At 66.0% G+C, this 18,118-nt stretch carries 12 protein-coding genes; 6 read left to right on the top strand and 6 right to left on the bottom strand.

Annotated features, from left to right (window positions below):
• Nucleotides 1-27: 27 nt before the first annotated feature.
• The 4 genes from AC1RQK_RS23395 (at nt 28) to AC1RQK_RS23380 (ending at nt 3,188) form a co-directional block, all read left to right on the top strand.
• On the top strand, nt 28-1,404 hold the full coding sequence (locus AC1RQK_RS23395) for an L-serine ammonia-lyase (protein WP_492811429.1): 1,377 nt from the start codon (nt 28-30) through the stop codon (nt 1,402-1,404).
• A gap of 90 nt (nt 1,405-1,494) precedes the next feature.
• Nucleotides 1,495-1,818, top strand: coding sequence for an EthD family reductase (locus AC1RQK_RS23390; RefSeq protein WP_492373527.1), 324 nt, complete (start codon nt 1,495-1,497; stop codon nt 1,816-1,818).
• Between the two features lie 54 nt (nt 1,819-1,872).
• Nucleotides 1,873-2,610, top strand: coding sequence for an MBL fold metallo-hydrolase (locus tag AC1RQK_RS23385; RefSeq protein ID WP_043352461.1), 738 nt, complete (start codon nt 1,873-1,875; stop codon nt 2,608-2,610).
• A gap of 98 nt (nt 2,611-2,708) precedes the next feature.
• The gene (locus AC1RQK_RS23380) at nt 2,709-3,188 is read left to right on the top strand and encodes an OsmC family protein (RefSeq protein ID WP_492373528.1); all 480 of its coding nucleotides are present in this window, start codon (nt 2,709-2,711) and stop codon (nt 3,186-3,188) included.
• On the opposite strand, the gene AC1RQK_RS23375 is transcribed toward AC1RQK_RS23380, so the two are convergent.
• From AC1RQK_RS23375 to AC1RQK_RS23365, 3 genes are all read right to left on the bottom strand, one after another.
• Nucleotides 3,189-4,304 (bottom strand): YbdK family carboxylate-amine ligase, encoded by a 1,116-nt coding sequence (locus AC1RQK_RS23375; RefSeq protein WP_492373529.1) that lies wholly within the window; start codon nt 4,302-4,304, stop codon nt 3,189-3,191. It abuts the gene before it with no gap.
• Nucleotides 4,304-5,518: a cation:proton antiporter gene (locus AC1RQK_RS23370; RefSeq protein ID WP_492373530.1), complete on the bottom strand. Its 1,215-nt coding sequence runs from the start codon at nt 5,516-5,518 to the stop codon at nt 4,304-4,306. Before AC1RQK_RS23370 ends, AC1RQK_RS23375 begins: the two co-directional genes overlap by 1 nt.
• Before the next feature lie 165 nt (nt 5,519-5,683).
• A complete protein-coding gene (locus AC1RQK_RS23365) occupies nt 5,684-7,597 on the bottom strand; it encodes a tetratricopeptide repeat protein (RefSeq protein WP_492811425.1) in 1,914 nt (637 codons plus the stop codon).
• A 398-nt stretch (nt 7,598-7,995) separates the two neighbouring features.
• On the opposite strand from AC1RQK_RS23365, the gene AC1RQK_RS23360 reads away from it, so the two are divergent.
• Both AC1RQK_RS23360 and AC1RQK_RS23355 read left to right on the top strand, forming a co-directional pair.
• Nucleotides 7,996-8,664 carry a hypothetical protein gene (locus AC1RQK_RS23360; protein WP_492373532.1) on the top strand — a complete coding sequence of 223 codons (669 nt, stop codon included), beginning with the start codon at nt 7,996-7,998 and terminating at the stop codon, nt 8,662-8,664.
• A 3-nt stretch (nt 8,665-8,667) separates the two neighbouring features.
• Entirely contained in the window at nt 8,668-9,903 is a 1,236-nt protein-coding gene (locus tag AC1RQK_RS23355; protein ID WP_492811422.1) for a hypothetical protein, read from the top strand.
• Nucleotides 9,904-10,037: 134 nt separating this feature from the next.
• On the opposite strand, the gene AC1RQK_RS23350 is transcribed toward AC1RQK_RS23355, so the two are convergent.
• The 3 genes from AC1RQK_RS23350 to AC1RQK_RS23340 form a co-directional block, all read right to left on the bottom strand.
• A complete protein-coding gene (locus tag AC1RQK_RS23350; protein ID WP_492373534.1) occupies nt 10,038-11,189 on the bottom strand; it encodes a branched-chain amino acid ABC transporter substrate-binding protein in 1,152 nt (383 codons plus the stop codon).
• Between the two features lie 145 nt (nt 11,190-11,334).
• Nucleotides 11,335-15,336, bottom strand: coding sequence for a trifunctional transcriptional regulator/proline dehydrogenase/L-glutamate gamma-semialdehyde dehydrogenase (gene putA, locus AC1RQK_RS23345; RefSeq protein WP_492373535.1), 4,002 nt, complete (start codon nt 15,334-15,336; stop codon nt 11,335-11,337).
• A gap of 193 nt (nt 15,337-15,529) precedes the next feature.
• Complete coding sequence (locus AC1RQK_RS23340) at nt 15,530-17,824, bottom strand: primosomal protein N' (RefSeq protein ID WP_492387242.1); 2,295 nt, start codon at nt 17,822-17,824, stop codon at nt 15,530-15,532.
• Nucleotides 17,825-18,118 lie beyond the last annotated feature (294 nt).

Below are 18,118 nucleotides of genomic sequence, written 5' to 3'. Positions count from 1 at the left end.
GGCGCGAGCCAACCCCAGGAGCCTACCGTGGCTGTCAGCGTCTTCGACCTGTTCAAGGTGGGCATCGGCCCATCAAGCTCGCACACCGTTGGTCCGATGCGCGCCGCACTGATGTTCGCCCAGGGCCTGGCGCGCGACGGCCTGTTGCCGCAGGTGGCCAGCGTGCGCGTGGAGCTGTATGGCTCGCTCGGCGCCACCGGCCGCGGCCACGGCACCGACAAGGGCGTGATCCTCGGCTTGCTGGGCGAAGCGCCCGACACCATCGACCCCGACACCATCGACTTGCGGCTAGCCGCGCTGCGCGCCAGCCGCACGCTCTCGCTGCTGGGCACGCATCCCGTGCCCTTCGTGGAGAAGGAGCACATCGTCTTCTACCGCCGCGAGGCCATGGCCGAGCATCCCAACGGCATGAAGTTCCACGCCTTCAATGCTGGCGGCGAGCGCATCCGCGAAGGGCGCTACCTGTCGGTGGGCGGCGGCTTCATCATCACCGCCGGTGCAGCCAATACGCATATCCTGGAGGCTGACCAGCAGTTGCCGCATCCGTTTCGCAGCGGGCGCGCGATGCTGGAGATGGCAGCCGCCAGCAAGAAGAGCATTGCGCGGCTGATGATGGAAAACGAATGCGTGTGGCGCAGCGAGGCCGAGGTCAACGCCGGCCTGCTGCAGATCTGGGCCGTGATGCAAGCCTGCGTGGCACGCGGCTGCCGCACCGACGGCGAGCTGCCCGGGCCGTTCAAGGTCAAGCGCCGCGCCCACGACCTGTTCCGCAACCTCACCGAGCACGCCGAGCGCGCGCTGGCCGATCCGCTTTCGGTGATCGACTGGGTCAACCTGTATGCGATCGCCGTCAATGAAGAAAACGCGGCCGGCGGCCGCGTGGTCACCGCGCCCACCAACGGCGCCGCCGGCATCATCCCGGCCGTGCTGCATTACTACGACCGCTTCGTGCCCGGCGCCAGCCCGCAGGGCGTGATCGACTTCCTGCTGACAGCCGGCGCCATCGGCATGCTCTACAAGCTCAATGCCTCGATCTCCGGCGCCGAAGTCGGCTGCCAGGGCGAGGTCGGCGTGGCCTGCTCGATGGCCGCCGGCGCCCTGGCCGCCGTGATGGGCGGCACGCCGGAGCAGGTGGAGAACGCGGCCGAGATCGGCATGGAGCACAACCTCGGGCTGACCTGCGACCCGGTCGGCGGGCTGGTGCAGATTCCCTGCATCGAGCGCAACGCCATGGCCTCGGTGAAGGCCGTGAACGCCGCGCGCATGGCGTTGCGCGGCGACGGCATGCACTATGTGTCGCTCGACTCCGTGATCAAGACCATGCGCGAGACCGGCGCCGACATGAAAACCAAGTACAAGGAAACGGCGCGTGGCGGCTTGGCGGTGAATATCGTGGAGTGCTGAGGCCGGCCCGCCAGCGCAAGCGAATGCGCGCTTTCTGCTACGCTTGCCGGGCATTCATCCCAATCCAATCCGATCCAACTGGAGTCCGGCATGGTCAAGATCAGCTTTCTCTATCCACACAGCAAGGGCGGCAAGTTCGACATGGATTACTACCTGCAGCGCCACATGCCGCGCGCAGTCGCGCTGTTTGGCGCGCACCCAGGCTATCGCGGCGTGGCGGTGGAACGCGGTCTGGGCGCTGGCGCGCCGGGTTCCGATCCGGCCTTCACGGTGATGTGCCATTTCCTGTTCGAGTCCGTGCCTGACTTCGTGGCCGCCGCCAAGGCAGCCGGCAACGAGCTGCAGCTCGATATCCCCAACTACACCGATGCGGTTCCCGTGATGCAGATCAGCGAAGTGCTGACGATCGGCTGATAGCGCCCGCTGGCGGCGCTATCATGTAGTGTTTACCCACAAGCGGGCATGGCCATGCAGACATTCCATCAGCTGTTTGACGAAACCTCGTCCACCTACACCTATTTGCTGATCGATGCCGCCACGCGCCAGGCGCTGCTGATCGATCCGGTGGACCACCAGCTGGAACGCGACATGGCGCTGCTGCAGGCCTGCGGCGCCACGCTGGCGTGGGTGGTCGAGACCCATGCCCATGCGGACCACATCACCTCGGCCGGCCATGTTGCACTGCAAACCGGCGCACGTACCGCAGCCCCCTCGGGCTGCGACATCCAACCCGCGCAAAAGCAGCTGATCGACGCAGACACGCTGCAGTTCGGCACGCAGACGCTGCGCGCCATCCATACGCCGGGGCACACCGCCGGCAGCATGAGCTACCTGTGGGAAGAGCCCACGCCTGCCGGCCCGGTGCGCCGCGTCTTCACCGGCGACGCGCTGCTGATCGACGGTTGCGGCCGCACCGACTTCCAGTCCGGCGACGCCGGCACGCTGTACGACAGCCTCACGCAGAAACTCTTCGCCCTGCCCGACGACACCGTGGTCTACCCCGCCCACGACTACAAGGGCCGCACCGCATCCACCATCGGCTTCGAGCGCGCCAACAACAGCCGCGTGGCCGGGCGCACGCGTACCCAGTTCATCGAGATGATGGGGCAGCTGAACCTGCCCAAGCCCAAGCTGATCGATGTGGCGGTCCCCGCCAACCAGCGGCTCGGGCTGCGGGATGGCGAAAGCGTGCCGCACGGGGCGTGACGCACGCGTGCGAAGCGATAGGCAATCGGTAACTGGTCTCCGGTATCCGGTATCCGGTATCCAGCCTTCGCAGTCAATTTAATGGAGAGAGAGAAGACATGGCCCACTACACCGCAGAAATCCTCTGGCAACGTGGCGAGCAGGATTTCCTCGGCAATCGCTATAGCCGCAAGCACATGCTGCGCTTCGACGGCGGCGTGGAAGTACCCGGATCCTCATCGCCCCATGTCGTTCCCCTGCCCATGTCGGACGCCGCAGCCGTGGATCCCGAAGAAGCCTTCGTTGCATCGCTCTCCAGTTGCCACATGCTGTGGTTCCTTTCCATCGCCGCCAAGCACAAGTTCTGCGTGGACCGCTACTTCGATGCCGCTGTCGGCACCATGGCGAAGAACGCGGAAGGCCGGATGGCCATGACGGTGGTCACGCTCAGGCCGGAGGTCACCTTCTGCGGCGAGCGCCAGCCGACCCGGGAGGAATTGGCGCACCTGCATCACACGGCACACGAGGCCTGCTTCATTGCCAACTCGGTGAAGTCGGAGCTGCGCTGCGAGCCGGTGTACGTGGGCGCGCAGGCGTAGTCAGCCAGCCCAGCTGTCGCAGGTCTGCCGCACCGTTTCGCGCAGGCTGCGCGTGGTGCTTTCGATCTGGCGCACGCGCTCCGCGTCGCCGTTGCGGCTTTGCGCCAGCGCACGGATGTTGGCCAGCGCATCAAGCGAGCCCAGCGCTTCGGCATGCGGCACCAGTGCGTCGCAGATCGAGATGATGTGGTCGGCGATCGGCATCCGGGTCAACTCGTTGGGGTGCACGTACTCGCCTTCCAGCCCGAAACGGCAAGCCTGGAAGCGATTGAAGGTGTAGACCAGGTAATCGTCTTCCTGCGGCATGAAGGGGCGCGACAGCAGCAGGTAGCGCGCGAGCGCCTGGATGTAAGCGGCGATATCGCAGGCGCGCCCGACGGTCAGCGGCGTGTCCATCACGCGGACTTCGATGGTGCCGAACTCCGGCTTGGGACGGATATCCCAGTAGAAGTCCTTCATGCTCTCGATCACGCCCGTGTTGCGCATCTTGTTGAAATACGCGGTGAAGGCGTCCCAGGTGAGCAGATGCGGCGCGCGCCCGCTCATGGGGAAGGCGGCGACGGAATTCAGCCGTGCCGAGGCGAAGCCGGTGTCCACCCCTTGCACATAGGGAGAGGAGGCGGCCAGCGCGATGAAATGCGGTACGTAGCGGCCGATGGCGTGGAGCAGGAACAGCGATTCGTCGGCGCTCGGGCAGCCGATGTGCACGTGCTGGCCGAACACCGTGAACTGCTTGGCCAAATAGCCATAGAGCTCGGAAATGTACTGGTAGCGCGGCGAATCGGAGATGGTGCGGTCGGCCCATTGCTGGAACGGGTGTGTGCCGCCGCCGCAGATGCCGAGGTTGAGCGAGCGCGAGGCGTCGACCATCAGGTCGCGCATGGTGCCCAGTTCGTCCAGCGCCTGTGCATGACTTTTGCAGATGCCAGTGCTGATCTCGATCATCGAGGGGCTGATCTCGGGCTTGATGTCGCCGGCATGTTGCGCGCCTTTCAGCGCACGCAGCAAATCCGGCGCGAACGGCGCCAGGTCGTAGTCATGCCGGTTGACGAGCTGCAGTTCCAGTTCCACGCCAAACGTCAGCGCCTCGGAATGCTTGAACGGTTCGAGTGACATCAGCGCCCTCCTCCATTGCTTCTGACCTCGCCCGCATAGCGAAGTGCCCAGCCCGCCAGCGTAGGCCCAAGCAACTGCTCGACCGCCAGCGTGCACAGGATGATGGCTGCCAGTGGCTCACCCGTGGCGGGATACAGCAGCGCGATATCGCTCATCAGCAAGTACGCGAGGCCCGACATGGGTGCCAGCGCAAGCCCGAGGGCCACGCACTGCTTCATGCTCAGGCCCGAGAACGAACCCAGCGAGACAACACCCACCAGCTTGGCAATATGACGCAGCAGTACCAGCACACAGGCAGCGCCGCCGCCGATGGCCCAGTCGTGCGCCGTCAGCGGCAGGCCGAGCGAGACCACCATCACGATGATCAGCAAGCTGCCCGCACTGCCGAAGTGCGCCGGCCATACGCGCGGCTGGCTGTCCTGGTGCTTGAACACCACACCGGCGAGCAACAGCGTAAGCGGCATCGACAGCTTGAGCAAGCGCGTGAGCGCCAGCGTGAACAGCACCAGCCCTACCAGCACCAGGAAGCTGTAGTGATCGTCCGTTTCCATGCGCGCATAGATCGCGTGGCCGAGCTTGCCAACGCCCCAGGCCAGCAGGCAGGAACCCACCAGCAGATAGAGAGGATGCAGCAGCGCCGCACCCAGGTTGCCATATTCGGAATGCAGCCAGCCGGTGGCGACCTGGACGATGGCGGCGGCGTAGATGCTGTTCAGCGCGGCCATGGCGAGCAGCCGCTCGGTCACCTGCCCTTCGGCGCGCAGCTCGTTCTTGAGCTGCAGCACGATGGTGGGCGAGGTGCTCACGGCAATGCCGCCGGCCAGGATGGCAACCGCCGGGCTCACGCCGATCCATTGCAGCACGGCGGCAACCAGGCCCCAGGTCAGCAGGCTTTCAAAGGCGCTGGTGAAGAGCAGCCAGCGATTGGCCCGCAGCCAGGTGAGCGAGAGCCGGTGCCCGAGCTCGAACAGGGCGAGCGCCAGCGCCATGTCGATCAGGATGCGGGTCTGCGCGATCATGTCCTCGTCCACGATGCCGCGGCCGAGCATGCCAGCCGCGAGGCCCGTGGCCGCGTAACCGACGATGCGGGGCAGCCGCAGGTATATGCGGCATACCTCGCCCGCCAGGCCGGCGCCCACCAGCGCCAGCCCGACCCAGAAAAGCCCGCCCGGTGCCAGGGGCAGGCTTGGAAACAATTGGCTCAGTCCATTCATGGGCTATATGGTAACGGAGCCACATGACATTCCATGTCGGAGTTTGTCCGACAGAGGCACGGAATTTGCTGTCAACATGACGCGTTCACACGTAAAAAAACGCCATCTTACAGGGATGGCGTTTTTTTATCGTGGCTGGGCCGAGGATGCGGCCCGCCCCGCCGGCTACACGCCCCAGAACTTCCATCCCGGACGCGTCGCCCGCAGGCCGGTTTCCATGCGGGCATAGAGTGAGCGCGTCTTGCCCTGCGCGGCGCCGCTCGCGCGCGCCTTGTCGAAGTAGCCCAGCGCGGTCTCGCGCTGCTCCAGGCCCAGCGCGGCCTCGACGGCGCCGAGGTAGGCCTCTCCGTCCCAGCCGTTGCGCGCGGCAAATGCCGCCTCGAAGTCCGTCAGCGCTTGCGCGTATTGCTTCTCGCCGTTGCGGATCAGCGCGCGCTGCAGGCGCGGGAAAGCCTGGTCCGCAGCATCGTCCGAGGTCAGCGCGATGGCTTGCTCGAACAGCGGCAACGCGCGCTCCGGCGCGCCCAGGCCGCGCCAGATCATGCCGAACTGGTTGCACAGCCACGCGTCCTCGATCAGCAGCGCGCGGCGCTGCAGGGCCTCGATCTCGGCCTGCGCGTCGGTGCGGTCGTGCTGGTCCATGCTGTCCATGGCATTGCGCAGCAGCCCCGCGAAGTGCGCGCGGGCGTGCGCCAGCGCGTGCGCGGTCTGGCTGCGTTCCTCCACCGGCAAGGCGTCGGCGCGCGCATCCATGTGCGCCAGCGCGTCACGGGCCGCCGACGTCACTTCCGTGCCACCGATGGCCTTCCAGGTGCTCACCAACCGGCTGAAGATCCAGCCCACGTTGGCGGGATCGCGCTCCAGCGGATAGCGGTTGAGCACGTCGCCCGCGACTTCCACGGCTTTGCCGTGCTGGCCGGCTGCCTCCAGGCATTCGAGCAGGTCGATCCAGTGCTCGATGAATTCGCTGACCGCGATGCCCTTCTCGTGCAGCGCGATGCGCTCCGCGCGGTTGCCGTCGCCTTCCAGCCGGGTCGCCAGGTTGTGGCACAGCAACGAGTAGATATGGGGATCGGCGTCGTCGTAGCCGCCCTCGCCGGTGGCGAAGTAGGCTTCGAAGCGCGCCAGGCCCAGGCGATAGGCCTTGATCAGGTGCGGCATCAGCGCCGCCTCGGCGGCCGGCACCGCGTCCATGAACTCAGCCAGCGCCACGCCCGCGTTGTAGTAACCGGTCGCATCCGTCGCGCCCTCGACAAAGGCAAAGCGCAGCCAAGGCTCGGCCTCGCCGGACTGGTGGCGCCATTCGAGCTCGCGCACCTGCGCCTTGGGGTCCGGCGCCTTGCGCTGGTAGGTGGCGAAATCGTCCCAGGCACCATCGAGCTCGCCCGCGCGGTAGCGCAGCGGCGCGCGGATGCGGCGGGCGTGCGGGTGGTCCGGCTGGCTGGCCAGCACGATGGCGGCCTGCTCGGCGGCCAGGGCATCGCCCGCAGCCTCGTCGAGCTCCAGCAGGTCGGGGTTGTCCAGGCCGATCCGCGCCAGGCATAGGCGCAGCATCGGCTCAGCCTTGTCGCCGGCGGCATTCACGTGGGCCAGCGCCTGGCCCAGGATGTCTTCGGCGCCAAGATCCGGCGCGCGATAAAGCAGGTCATACCAGTAAGCGCCGGCCGCGGCGAAATTGCCCAGCCGGTAATGCACCAGCCCCGCATGCAGGCGGGCGCTCCACTCGCCGGAAGACAAGCCGTTGCGCAGCGCGGCCTCTTCCAGCCAGGGCAGCGCCTCCTGCAAGCGCTCCATCCCCATCAGCAGCATGCCGTAGCGATGCGCGATCACGCCGCGCGAGGACCAGCGGTGCGCCGGGTGCAGCGGCAGCCCGGGCAGCTTGGCCAGCGCCGCATCGAGCACGGCAAAGGCGGCCTGCGCGTCGCCGCGGTCAAAATGCAGGCGTGCCCGCAGGCAGTCGAAATCCACCACTTGAGGCTGCGCCTGCGAAAGCTGGTCGAGAATGACCAGCGCTTCATCGTAGCGCTCTGCGTTGGCTAGCTCGATGGCGTGGTCGTAGCTGACTTCCTGCACGGACACGGACTGCTCCTTCGGGGTGGATGTGCGAGTGCGGGATTATGCGCCATCGTGGCCCCCTCCTGCTCGTGAGAAAAAGGGGCGATTCCCATCCCAGCCGCAACGCTGGACAACGGCTTTGCCCCAATGTATGCAGAAACGGCAACGCCACCTTCCGGCCAGCCGCCAGAACGAGGATATCTGTCGGGTTTTCGTTGTCGCGGACCAGGTAGACCAGCCGGCACCCGACCTCACGCCGCCTGGAAGCCGCACCTGCACCAAGCAGAAATTTCCTGCCCCAATTTCAGAAAGTGCCGATTGAGGTAACCCGGGCAACTCAACTACTTTGTACGCATGGCACCGATCCCGCCGCACCGGCCAAGTTCGCGAAAATGCCCGTCAGCCTATCTGGGGAGGTTTCAATGCGTATATTCGGATATCCGAAAACTCTGCTGCTCGCACTGTTGCCGAGCCTGATTATGGCCGCGACGGCCCAGGCACAATGGAAGCGCCCCCCGGCCATGCCGGCGAAGATCGGCTGGGACCCTGCAGATGCCGCGGACGTTGTGGGGAGAAACTTGGATATATGGGGCCTTGGAGGCGTAGGACATGTCGGCATCTGGAGTGGCAGCCATGTCATCGAAGCGCTCAACGTCGCCGGAAATGCCATCAAGACGAATAGTCTGGCCGACTTCAAATCGAGAACGCGATATTGGGGAGCTGCTTCCGTTGCCGGCCTGGACAAGCTTCCGCAACAACGCTTGTGTAGCGATGCAGCATGCTCTTATCTGGTCAACCTTAGTATGAAGCACGCCATCGTCCACAACGCCAGGCTCATTGGACTGGTTGGCGCCGACTACACGGTAACGGATGGCTATGTTTCTGCGCGGCCGGCATGCCGGCCTCCGATGTGCGCCAGCTATCGTCCGCCGATTCGTGGGCTATATCGTTGCGACAAATTTGTTGTCGATGCCTATGTGCCGCTCAGCAGTGGAAACCCAACTCTGTGGACTAGCCTGTTCAAGTCTACGACCCCAGAGAATCTCTTCACTATGCTCAGCGAGAGAGGCGTTGAGCTAAAGAAGAAGTAGGAAATGCAGAAAAATATATTAATACGACTCACCGTGGGCGGACTTGCCGTCATTGTGGTGTTAGTCGGAATACGCGCGTTGTCCGCTGAAGACTCGTCCGAACAACCCAACACTCAGACCTTGACGGAACGGCAATCGGTGCTGGGTGCACCTGCCACGCCCCCACGGCAAATGGCTGTCGCGAAGCCGGTGTCGAATCAGGCCGCCCTTGGCGAGAGGGCCGATCTTGAAAGCCTTCAGCGCTATACGCAACGCATTGTCTCGGATGCAAGCCTCACACCCGAGCAAAAATTCGACTGGCTTTGGCGTGACTTCGAGGCCACTCGCCTTAGCCCGACAAGTGCCCAGTACTTGTTGGATACGATCAGATTGTTGCCACTTCCGCCCAGTGCCAGAACGGCGTTGCGGATTGAAGCCAGTCTGTATGGGACCGTCCACGCCGAGCAGGTCAAACGCGCTCTGGTCAACTTGATGGCATCGCAATATGAAACCGACCTGGCCTTGTCTGCCGCCGAGCAATCTCGCCTCGGGGCTAATCCTCAGGTCGCAGCCATGCTCGCAAAGGCGGCCCGCTCATCTGACACTGAAATTGCACATCAGGCGGTCATGCAATATGCGCGACTAGGCTTGTTCCCCGATAGCATCCCCATCTTGAACGCCGCTCTGTCAGGCGGCACCATAAGCCGAGCCGAGTACGCGAAGGAACTGGGTTTCCTCCTGCCCTTGATCCAGGAACCCAAGGCTCAGCGTCAGGCACTGCAGGCCATTGGGCATGCAGGTGTACCCAGTGGGCTCCTGGCTGAGGAGCTTGCCGCTATGGTCCTGTTGCCGCATGCGCTTTCGTCGCTCCACCTGGAGACCCTGCGCCCGCTCCAGGAACTCCTCACGCAAGGCCAGCCGACTTTCGCCAACGACACCGGCTCGATTGATTTTCTCGATTTAGCTCGCTACAACGACTGGCTGTCCGCCACCGCCGCGATCGAAGCAAGGCTTTCAGGCGGAGGGGCGGCGGATCACATTGCCACGCTTGTCATGCGAGAGGATGCAGATCCGCGTGGACTTATCGCGATTGTCGCTTCCCCTTCGGCGGAACAGGTGATCCGTATCCTGGCACAGCGCGGACAGATGGAGGCTGCTCAACAACGGCTCGCCGGCCTGGCACAGGGTGTGCCCAATGACATCACCGCACTCCGCGTGATCGAAGAGGCTCGAAACCGCATCGCACAAGGACGACCGTGACTTGGCGCCAGGCCGCCCACGTCTTGCCGCCTGACGGCGCATGGCGAATTCGCCTGCCGCAAAACAAAAAACGCCATCCCACTGGGATGGCGTCAGATGCAGGACGCTAATGGTGCCTTGGCGGGCGCAATAGCTTACTTGCCGCCAACCGTCTCCAGCACGGTCCACTTGCCGCCAACCACCTTGTAGACGGTGATGCCGCCGTCCTTCAGGTCGCCGCGCGCGTCGTAGGCCAGGGTCTTGGTGGTCACGCCTTGCATGTTGGTGGCCGCCAGCACCGGCAGGTAGCGCGCCGGATCGGCCGAACCCGCCTTGATCATGGCGGTCATCAAGGCGGTGGCGCCGTCATAGGCGTACGGCGAGTAGGTCTGCACCTTGCTGCCGAAGCGCTTCTCGTACTTCTTCTCGTAGGTGGTGCCACCGGGCATCTGCTCCAGCGGCAGGCCGGCCAGCGAGACGACCGTGCCCTCGGCGGCAGGACCGGCCAGCTTGAGGAAGTTGTCGGTCTTCGACATTTCGCCCGACACCACCGGCGACTTCATGCCGAGTTCCTTGACCTGCTTGGCCATCGGCGCGGATTGCGTCTCTGCGCCGCCAAAGAAGATCACGTCCGGGTTGCTGCGCTTGATGTTGGTCAGCACAGCCTTGAAGTCCACCGCCTTGTCGTTGGTGAACTCGCGGCGCACGATCTTGCCCCCGGCGGCCTTGGCGGCTTTCTCGAACTCGTCGGCCAGGCCTTGGCCGTAGGCCGTGCGGTCGTCGACGATGGCGATGTTCTTGGCGCCCAGCTTCTTCACCACGAAGGCACCGATCACCGAGCCCTGCTGGGTGTCGGAAGTCATCATGCGGAAGGTGGTCTTGAAGCCCTGGCGGGTGTACTCAGGTGCCGTTGCCATGGCGATCTGGGGAATGCCCGCGCGGTTGTAGACCATCGACGCGGGGATGCTGGTGCCCGAGTTGAAGTGGCCCAGCATGCCCTGGATGCCGTTGTCGACCAGCTTTTGCGCGACCACCGAGCCGGTCTTGGGGTCGGCCGCGTCGTCTTCAGAGAGCAGTACGAACTTGACGTCCTTGCCGCCAATCTTGGGCTTGGTCGCGTTCATTTCCTCGATGGCGAGGACAACGCCGTTCTGCATGTCCTTGCCGTATTGCGCCTGGCCGCCGGTCATCGGCGCGGCAAAGCCCAGCTTGATTTCCTGCGCCTGGGCGAAGGCGGCCGAGGTGGCGCACAGGCCAGCAACGGACAGGGCGACGGTGAGGGCCGTCTTGTGGAAAGTCGAGTTCATCTGTTCTCCTTGGTAGCTATTCTCTATAGCCTTTGCTGCGTTTTTGGACGCGTCCGGGTGTGGCGCGAAACGCTCCCCGATTTTCAAATACGCGAGGTTTGCGGGATCACCGCTGCCTCGCGTCGCTTCGATCGACGCCCGGCGGTTAGCCGATCGTCATCAAACTCGCATTGCCGCCCGCTGCCGCCGTATTGACGGACAGCGAACGCTCGATCAACAAACGCTCGATGGCGATATTCGGTTCACCATGTGCCAGGCCTTGCACCGAAATGATCGGGCCGGGGCGCGTGGCCAGCTGTTCGCACACAGCGCGCAACTGGTCCGAGTCGCCATGGTGAAGAACCGCGTCGAAGCTGGTATCGCTGGCCGACCAGTCGGCCACCAGGCTGACGCGCGATTGTACTGCCTTGGGCAGGCGCGCAAACAGGGCCCGGGCCATGGGGCTTTCAACCCACACGGCCTGGCTGCCGGCCGCCAGCACGGCCGCCAACTGCACGGCCAGGTCGGTCTCCTGCTGGGCCAGGCACAGCACGGCGGCGCGCGGCAGCAGCGTGTAGGTGTTGCGCTCGCCGGTGGGACCGGGCAGCGTGACCGACAGGCCGGCCGCCGAGGCCGCGGCAAAGCGCTCGCACGCCGCCGCCAGCCCGGGCAGCGCCGCGCTCTCGCGCTGCGCCCATTCCTTGAGCGTACCCAGTGCCTCGGTCAGCGTGCGGCGCACCGGGCCGGTCTCGTCGGCGCCGCCGAGGGTGTCGGATGCGCGCACCACGCGGGCCACGGCGTCCTGCGGGCAGACTGACAACAGGCGGTGCAGGTACAGCGGGCCGCCCGCCTTGGGGCCGGTGCCGGACAGGCCTTCGCCGCCGAAGGGCTGCACGCCCACCACCGCGCCCACGATATTGCGGTTGACGTAGAGGTTGCCCACTTCCGCGCGCTCGACGATGTGCTCGATGGTTTCGTCGATACGGGTGTGAATGCCCATGGTCAAGCCGTAGCCGGTGCCGTTGATCTGCGCAAGCAGCGTGTCGAGGCCGGCTCGCGGGTAGCGCACCACGTGCAGCACGGGGCCAAAGACTTCGCGCTGCAACTCTTCGATGCTGTCGAGCTCGATCAGCGTTGGCGACACAAACGTGCCATTGCGGCAGGCCGCGCTGGCCGCGCCGTTCGGGTCGGCCTGGTGGACGCGGCGGCCCTTGGCGCGCATGGCGTCGATATGGCGCACGATGTTGCCGCGCGCCTCTTCGTCGATGACCGGGCCGACATCGGTGGACAAACGGTCCGGGTTGCCCATGGTGAGCTCATCCATGGCGCCCTTGAGCATTTCCAGCACGCGGTCGGCCACTTCTTCCTGCAGGCACAGCACGCGCAGCGCGGAGCAGCGCTGGCCGGCCGAGTCGAAGGCGGAGTTGACCACATCGCCAACCACCTGCTCGGCCAGCGCGGAGGAGTCCACGATCATCGCGTTCTGGCCGCCGGTCTCGGCGATCAGCGGCACCGGGCGGCCAGCCGCGTCCAGCCGGCCGGCCACGCTGCGTTGCAGCAGGCGCGCCACTTCGGTGGAGCCGGTGAACATCACGCCCTTGACGCGAGCGTCGCCTACCAACGCGGCGCCCACGGTTTCGCCGCGGCCCGGCAACAACTGCACGGCGCCAGCCGGCACGCCAGCCTCGCGCAGCAAGCGCACGGCCTGGGCGGCAATCAGCGGGGTCTGCTCGGCGGGCTTGGCCAGCACGGTGTTGCCGGCAGCCAGCGCGGCCGCGACCTGGCCGGTGAAGATGGCCAGCGGGAAATTCCACGGGCTGATGCAGACCACCGGCCCGAGCGGGCGGTGGGTGTCGCTGGAGAAGGTCTCACGCACTTGCGCGGCGTAATAGCGCAGAAAGTCCACGGCCTCGCGCACTTCGGCGATGGCATTGGAGAAGGTCTTGCCGGCCTCGCGCACGATGATGCCCATCAGGGACTGCATCTGCGCTTCCATCAGTTCGGCGGCGCGCTCCAGCGCGGCGGCGCGCACATCGGCCGGGGTCGCCTGCCAGATCGGCGCGGCGTTCACTGCGGCCTGCAGCGCGGCTTCCACCTCGGCCATGCTGGCTTCGGTGACATGGCCGACCACGTCGCGCAAGTCGGACGGGTTGCGCACAGGTGCCGGCTGATTGGCGTCCTCGCCAGCGGCGGTTTCCGTGCCCAGCAGCGGCACGGCGCTGACCGCCTCGCTCGTGCCGGCCAGTAGCGCGGACGACAGCGAGGCCAGGCGATGCTCGTTGGAGAGGTCGATGCCGGCAGAATTGGCGCGCGACTCGCCATACAGCGTGCGTGGCTGCGGAATGCGCGGATGCGGCAGGCCAAGCGCGCCCTCATCGGCGTGCATCTGCTCGACCACGGCCACCGGGTCGGCCACCAGTTCGTCCAGCGAGATGGTGTCGTCGGCGATGCGGTTGACGAAGGACGTGTTGGCGCCGTTTTCCAGCAGGCGGCGCACCAGGTAGGCCAGCAGCGTCTCATGCGTGCCGACCGGCGCGTAGATCCGGCACGGGCGGTTGAACTTGCCGTCAGCCAGCGGGCCGACCACCTGGTCGTACAGCGGCTCGCCCATGCCGTGCAGGCACTGGAACTCGTACTGGCCGGGGTAGTAGTTGTGGCCGGCGATCTGGTAGATGGCCGCCAGCGTGTGGGCGTTATGGGTAGCGAACTGCGGGTAGATCACGTCCGGCACCGACAGCAGCTTGCGCGCGCAGGCCACGTATGACACGTCGGTATAGACCTTGCGCGTGTAGACCGGATAGCCCTCCAGCCCGTCCACCTGGGCGCGCTTGATCTCGCTGTCCCAGTACGCGCCCTTGACCAGGCGGATCATCAGGCGGTGGCGGCTGCGGCGGGCCAGGTCGATCAGGTAGTCGATCACGAACGGGCAGCGCTTCTGGTAGCCCTGCACCACGAAGCCGATGCCGTTCCAGCCGGCCAGCTCGGGCTCGAAGCACAGGCGCTCCAGCAGGTCGAGCGAGATTTCCAGGCGGTCGGCTTCCTCGGCGTCGATATTGATGCCGATGTCGTACTGGCGGGCCAGCAAGGTCAGCGACTTGAGGCGGCCGTACAGCTCGCTGATGACGCGCTCATGCTGCGCGCGGCTATAGCGCGGATGCAGCGCCGAGAGCTTGATCGAGATGCCGGGGCCTTCATAGATGCCGCGCCCGCGCGAAGCCTGGCCGATGGCGTTGATGGCCTGCTCGTAGGAGGCCAGGTAGCGTTGCGCGTCGGCCTCGGTCATGGCCGCTTCGCCCAGCATGTCGTAGGAGTAGCGGAATCCCTCGGCCTCGTACTTGCGCGCGTTGGCCAGCGCCTCGGAAATGGTCTCGCCGGTGACGAACTGCTCGCCCATCAGGCGCATCGCCATGTCCACGCCCTTGCGGATCAGCGGCTCGCCGCCCTTGCCGATGATGCGGGTCAGCGCCTTGGACAGGCCGGCTTCGGTATGCGTGGCCACCAGCTTGCCCGTGAACAACAGGCCCCAGGTGGCGGCATTGACGAACACCGACGGGCTCTGTCCCAGGTGCGACTGCCAGTTGGCGCCGCTGATCTTGTCGCGGATCAGCGCGTCGCGGGTAGCCTTGTCGGGAATGCGCAGCAGCGCCTCGGCCAGGCACATCAGCGCCACGCCTTCCTGCGAGGACAACGAGAATTCCTGGATCAGGCCCTGCACCAGCCCTTCACGGCCGGTGCCGACCTTGCGCTCGCGCAACCGCGTGGCCAGGGTCCGGGCCATGGCGAGAGCGGCTTCGGCCTGCTGATGTGGCAGGCGAGCCTGCTCAAGCAGCACCGGCACGCACTCGGACTCCGGGCGGCGATAGCCGGCGGTGATGGCCGCGCGCAGCACCGATTGCGGCTGCACGCTCTGCGCAAACTCGAGGAAAGGCTGTATCGCGCCATCACCAGTCGCGCCGTCAAAAGTGTCGGCACCGTCCGCCGCACCCTCGCTCCCCGTACCGGTGGCGCTGGTCTCATGCGGGATGTTGCCCCGTTCGACCTGCTCCAGATACGTGAAGATTGCCTGCTTGATCAGCCAGTGCGGTGTGCGGTCTATCGACTGCGCAACGCGCTTTAGGCGCTCGCGGGAGGCGTCGTCGAGTTTGACGCCGAGGGTGGTGGTGGCCATGCGCTTGATTCTCCGTAAGACGCGGACACCGGCTTCCTGACTGCGGGGAAACCGGCAGATTGGCGCGATCATACTCCCGGGCAAACCAAAGGTGCAACTAGGTACAACCACTCAGATACATCAGGAAAAATGGTTGCACCGCACCTTGTGCTGGGCTGCCCCTGGCGCAACCGGACCCCACTCAGGTATCCACTCAGATACGCAAAGGATCGATCTCCAACTGCCAGCGCACGCCCTTGGCATCGCCCAGCGCCTCGCCAAAAGTTTGCACCCACTCGCTGATAAATCTTTGCAGTGCAATGCGCGAGGTACTTTCCACCAGCATTTGCGCGCGCTCCCGGTTAGCCACCCGCACCATCGACATCGGCACCGGGTCATGGAGTTGCACCTCCGGCGCCATCCGGCACGCATCAGCCCGATTCCGCGCACTCTGGAGGAAGGCCAGCGCACGCTCCAGTTCGGCATGGTCGGCCGTGACAAGCACCTGGTAGGCAAACGGGGGCAACCCGGCCTGGCGACGCTCGCGCAACTGGGTAGCCGCGAATCCATCATAGTCATGGCGTACCAATGCCTGCAATGCCGATGCATCGGGATAGCGGGTCTGGATCAGCACCTCGCCCGCCAGCCCTGCCCGCCCGGCCCGTCCGGCCACCTGCATCAGGGAGGCAAACAAATGCTCGGCCGCGCGGAAATCGTGGCTGAACATGGCGGCGTCCGGATGGACGATGCCGACCAGGGTCACGCGCTGGAAGTCGTGCCCCTTGGCCACCATCTGCGTGCCGACCAGGATGTCGACCTCGCCCGCGTGAACCTCATCGAACATGGCCTGCGCGCTGCCCTTGCGGCGCGTGGAGTCGGCATCGATGCGGGCGATGCGCGCTTGCGGGAAGCGTGCCGCCAAGGCCTCCTCGATACGCTGGGTGCCTCGTCCAAGTGGTGCAACATCCACATTTCCACAATCCGGACAATGGTGTGGTACCGAGGATTCCAGCCCGCAATGGTGGCAGCGCAGGCGGCGCTCCGGCCGGTGCAGCACCATATAGGCCGAGCAGCGCGGGCATCCGGAGAGCCAGCCGCAGCTATCGCAGGCCAGCACCGGGGCGTAGCCGCGCCGGTTCAGGAACAGCAGGCTCTGCTCGCCACGCTGCAGGCGGGCCTCGATGGCGTTGAGCAACGGCACCGACAGCCCTTCGTAGAGGGCACGCTGGCGCTGGCGTTCCTGGTTGATGTCGATCAGCCGCACCGTGGGCAGCGTGGCATCGGTCTGGGCGCGCTCACGCAGCACCAGCTTGCGGTAGGTGCCCTGCTCCGCACGCCACCAGGACTCCATGGACGGCGTGGCGGAACCTAGCACCACGGCCGCGCCGAGCTGCTTGGCCCGCCATACGGCCAGGTCGCGCGCGGAGTAGCGCAGGCCTTCCTGTTGCTTGTAGGACGTGTCGTGTTCCTCGTCGACCACGATCAGCGCCAGGTGTGGCAGCGAGGCCAGCACCGCCAGCCGCGTGCCCAGCACGATGCGGGCCTCGCCGCGGTGCGCGGCCAGCCATTGCAGCGTGCGCTCCTGGTCGGCCAGGCCGCTATGCAGCACCGCCAGCGGCAGATGGGGAAAGCGCGAGGCAATGCGGCCCTGCAGCTGCGGCGTGAGGTTGATTTCAGGCACCAGCATCAGCACCTGCGCCTGCGCATCGCGCGCCAGCACGTCGGCCATGGCGTGCAGGTAGACTTCGGTCTTGCCGCTGCCGGTGACGCCGTGGAGCAGGAACGGCGCGAATCCCTTGGCCTGCCCGATCGCTTCCACGGCCACACGCTGCTCTTCATGCAGCGGCGGCGCGGTGGACGGCTCGGCAGCCGAGGGCGCGCCCAGCAAGGGCTGGTCGGCCCGCTCGGAGATCACCCAGCCGGCCTCGGCCCACTGCGCCAGGCGCGAGGGCGCCGCGCTGCATAGCACGCGCGCCTCGGCGGCGGATACCGCTCGCCCTTCCCCGGCGGCTGCCACCAGTGCCTGAGCCAGCGCCAGCACGGTGCGGGCGCGCGGCGGCACCGCCGCCAACAGCGCCTCGCCCTGCCCCGGGGCCACGCGGTAGTGTTCGCTGCGGGCACGCAGTGCCAGCCGCGCCCAGCCGTCGGCCTCGCGCAGGGCTGGAGGCAGCGCGGGCAGCATGACTTCGCCCAGGCAGCGGTGGTAATAGCGTGCGGCAAAGCCAGCCAGCGCAATCCAGTGGGCGCCAAGCGGCGGCAGCCAGTCCAGGCGCTGTGCGACAGAACGCAGCTTGTCCGCGGGTACATCGGAGTGCGCGCAACGCGATACGGCCACGCCGACCAGCGTACGGCGGCCGAACGGCACCGTGACCAGTTCGCCGGGCTGGACTTCCGGGCCGGCAAGGTAATCGAAGACATCGTCAGCCGGCGTATCGAGCGCCACCCGCACAACGGCAAGCGGTGCGCCGCCGGTGGGCTCCGCGGCCGGCCCGGTTTGCTCGGGGATCACCGGTGACGTCACACCGCGCCTCCGGGGCCGATCGTCCAGCGCAGCGGTGGGTACGGTCCAGATTGGGGCGAGCAAGCCCAATGCATGTGCAGGCCGAGGCTGAGCCGCTTTCCAGACAAATTCAGTGTGCGGTGCAACATCAACTTAAAGTAACGCTTCAAATGTGCCCCTAAGTCGATGATAGATGGCTGGTTTTCCCGGCCCCGGGCAGCGCCTGTGGATAACTTTGTTGAAAACTCGCCCGGAGTTCCCGGCAAGCCCCGTAAAACAAGGCTCCCACGGGCATTCCAGCCT

This window comes from Cupriavidus sp. GW822-FHT02D05, from assembly GCF_058802485.1.
This window is presented reverse-complemented; position numbering and strand designations above follow the sequence as displayed.

Coding starts and splice junctions, on each gene's coding strand:
- AC1RQK_RS23370 (WP_492373530.1), bottom strand. CDS start 5,518: ATGAATGGACTGAGCCAATTGTTTCCAAGCCTGCCCCTGGCACCGGGC.
- AC1RQK_RS23350 (WP_492373534.1), bottom strand. CDS start 11,189: ATGAACTCGACTTTCCACAAGACGGCCCTCACCGTCGCCCTGTCCGTT.
- AC1RQK_RS23360 (WP_492373532.1), top strand. CDS start 7,996: ATGCGTATATTCGGATATCCGAAAACTCTGCTGCTCGCACTGTTGCCG.
- AC1RQK_RS23355 (WP_492811422.1), top strand. CDS start 8,668: ATGCAGAAAAATATATTAATACGACTCACCGTGGGCGGACTTGCCGTC.
- AC1RQK_RS23375 (WP_492373529.1), bottom strand. CDS start 4,304: ATGTCACTCGAACCGTTCAAGCATTCCGAGGCGCTGACGTTTGGCGTG.
- AC1RQK_RS23390 (WP_492373527.1), top strand. CDS start 1,495: ATGGTCAAGATCAGCTTTCTCTATCCACACAGCAAGGGCGGCAAGTTC.
- AC1RQK_RS23385 (WP_043352461.1), top strand. CDS start 1,873: ATGCAGACATTCCATCAGCTGTTTGACGAAACCTCGTCCACCTACACC.
- putA (WP_492373535.1), bottom strand. CDS start 15,336: ATGGCCACCACCACCCTCGGCGTCAAACTCGACGACGCCTCCCGCGAG.
- AC1RQK_RS23380 (WP_492373528.1), top strand. CDS start 2,709: ATGGCCCACTACACCGCAGAAATCCTCTGGCAACGTGGCGAGCAGGAT.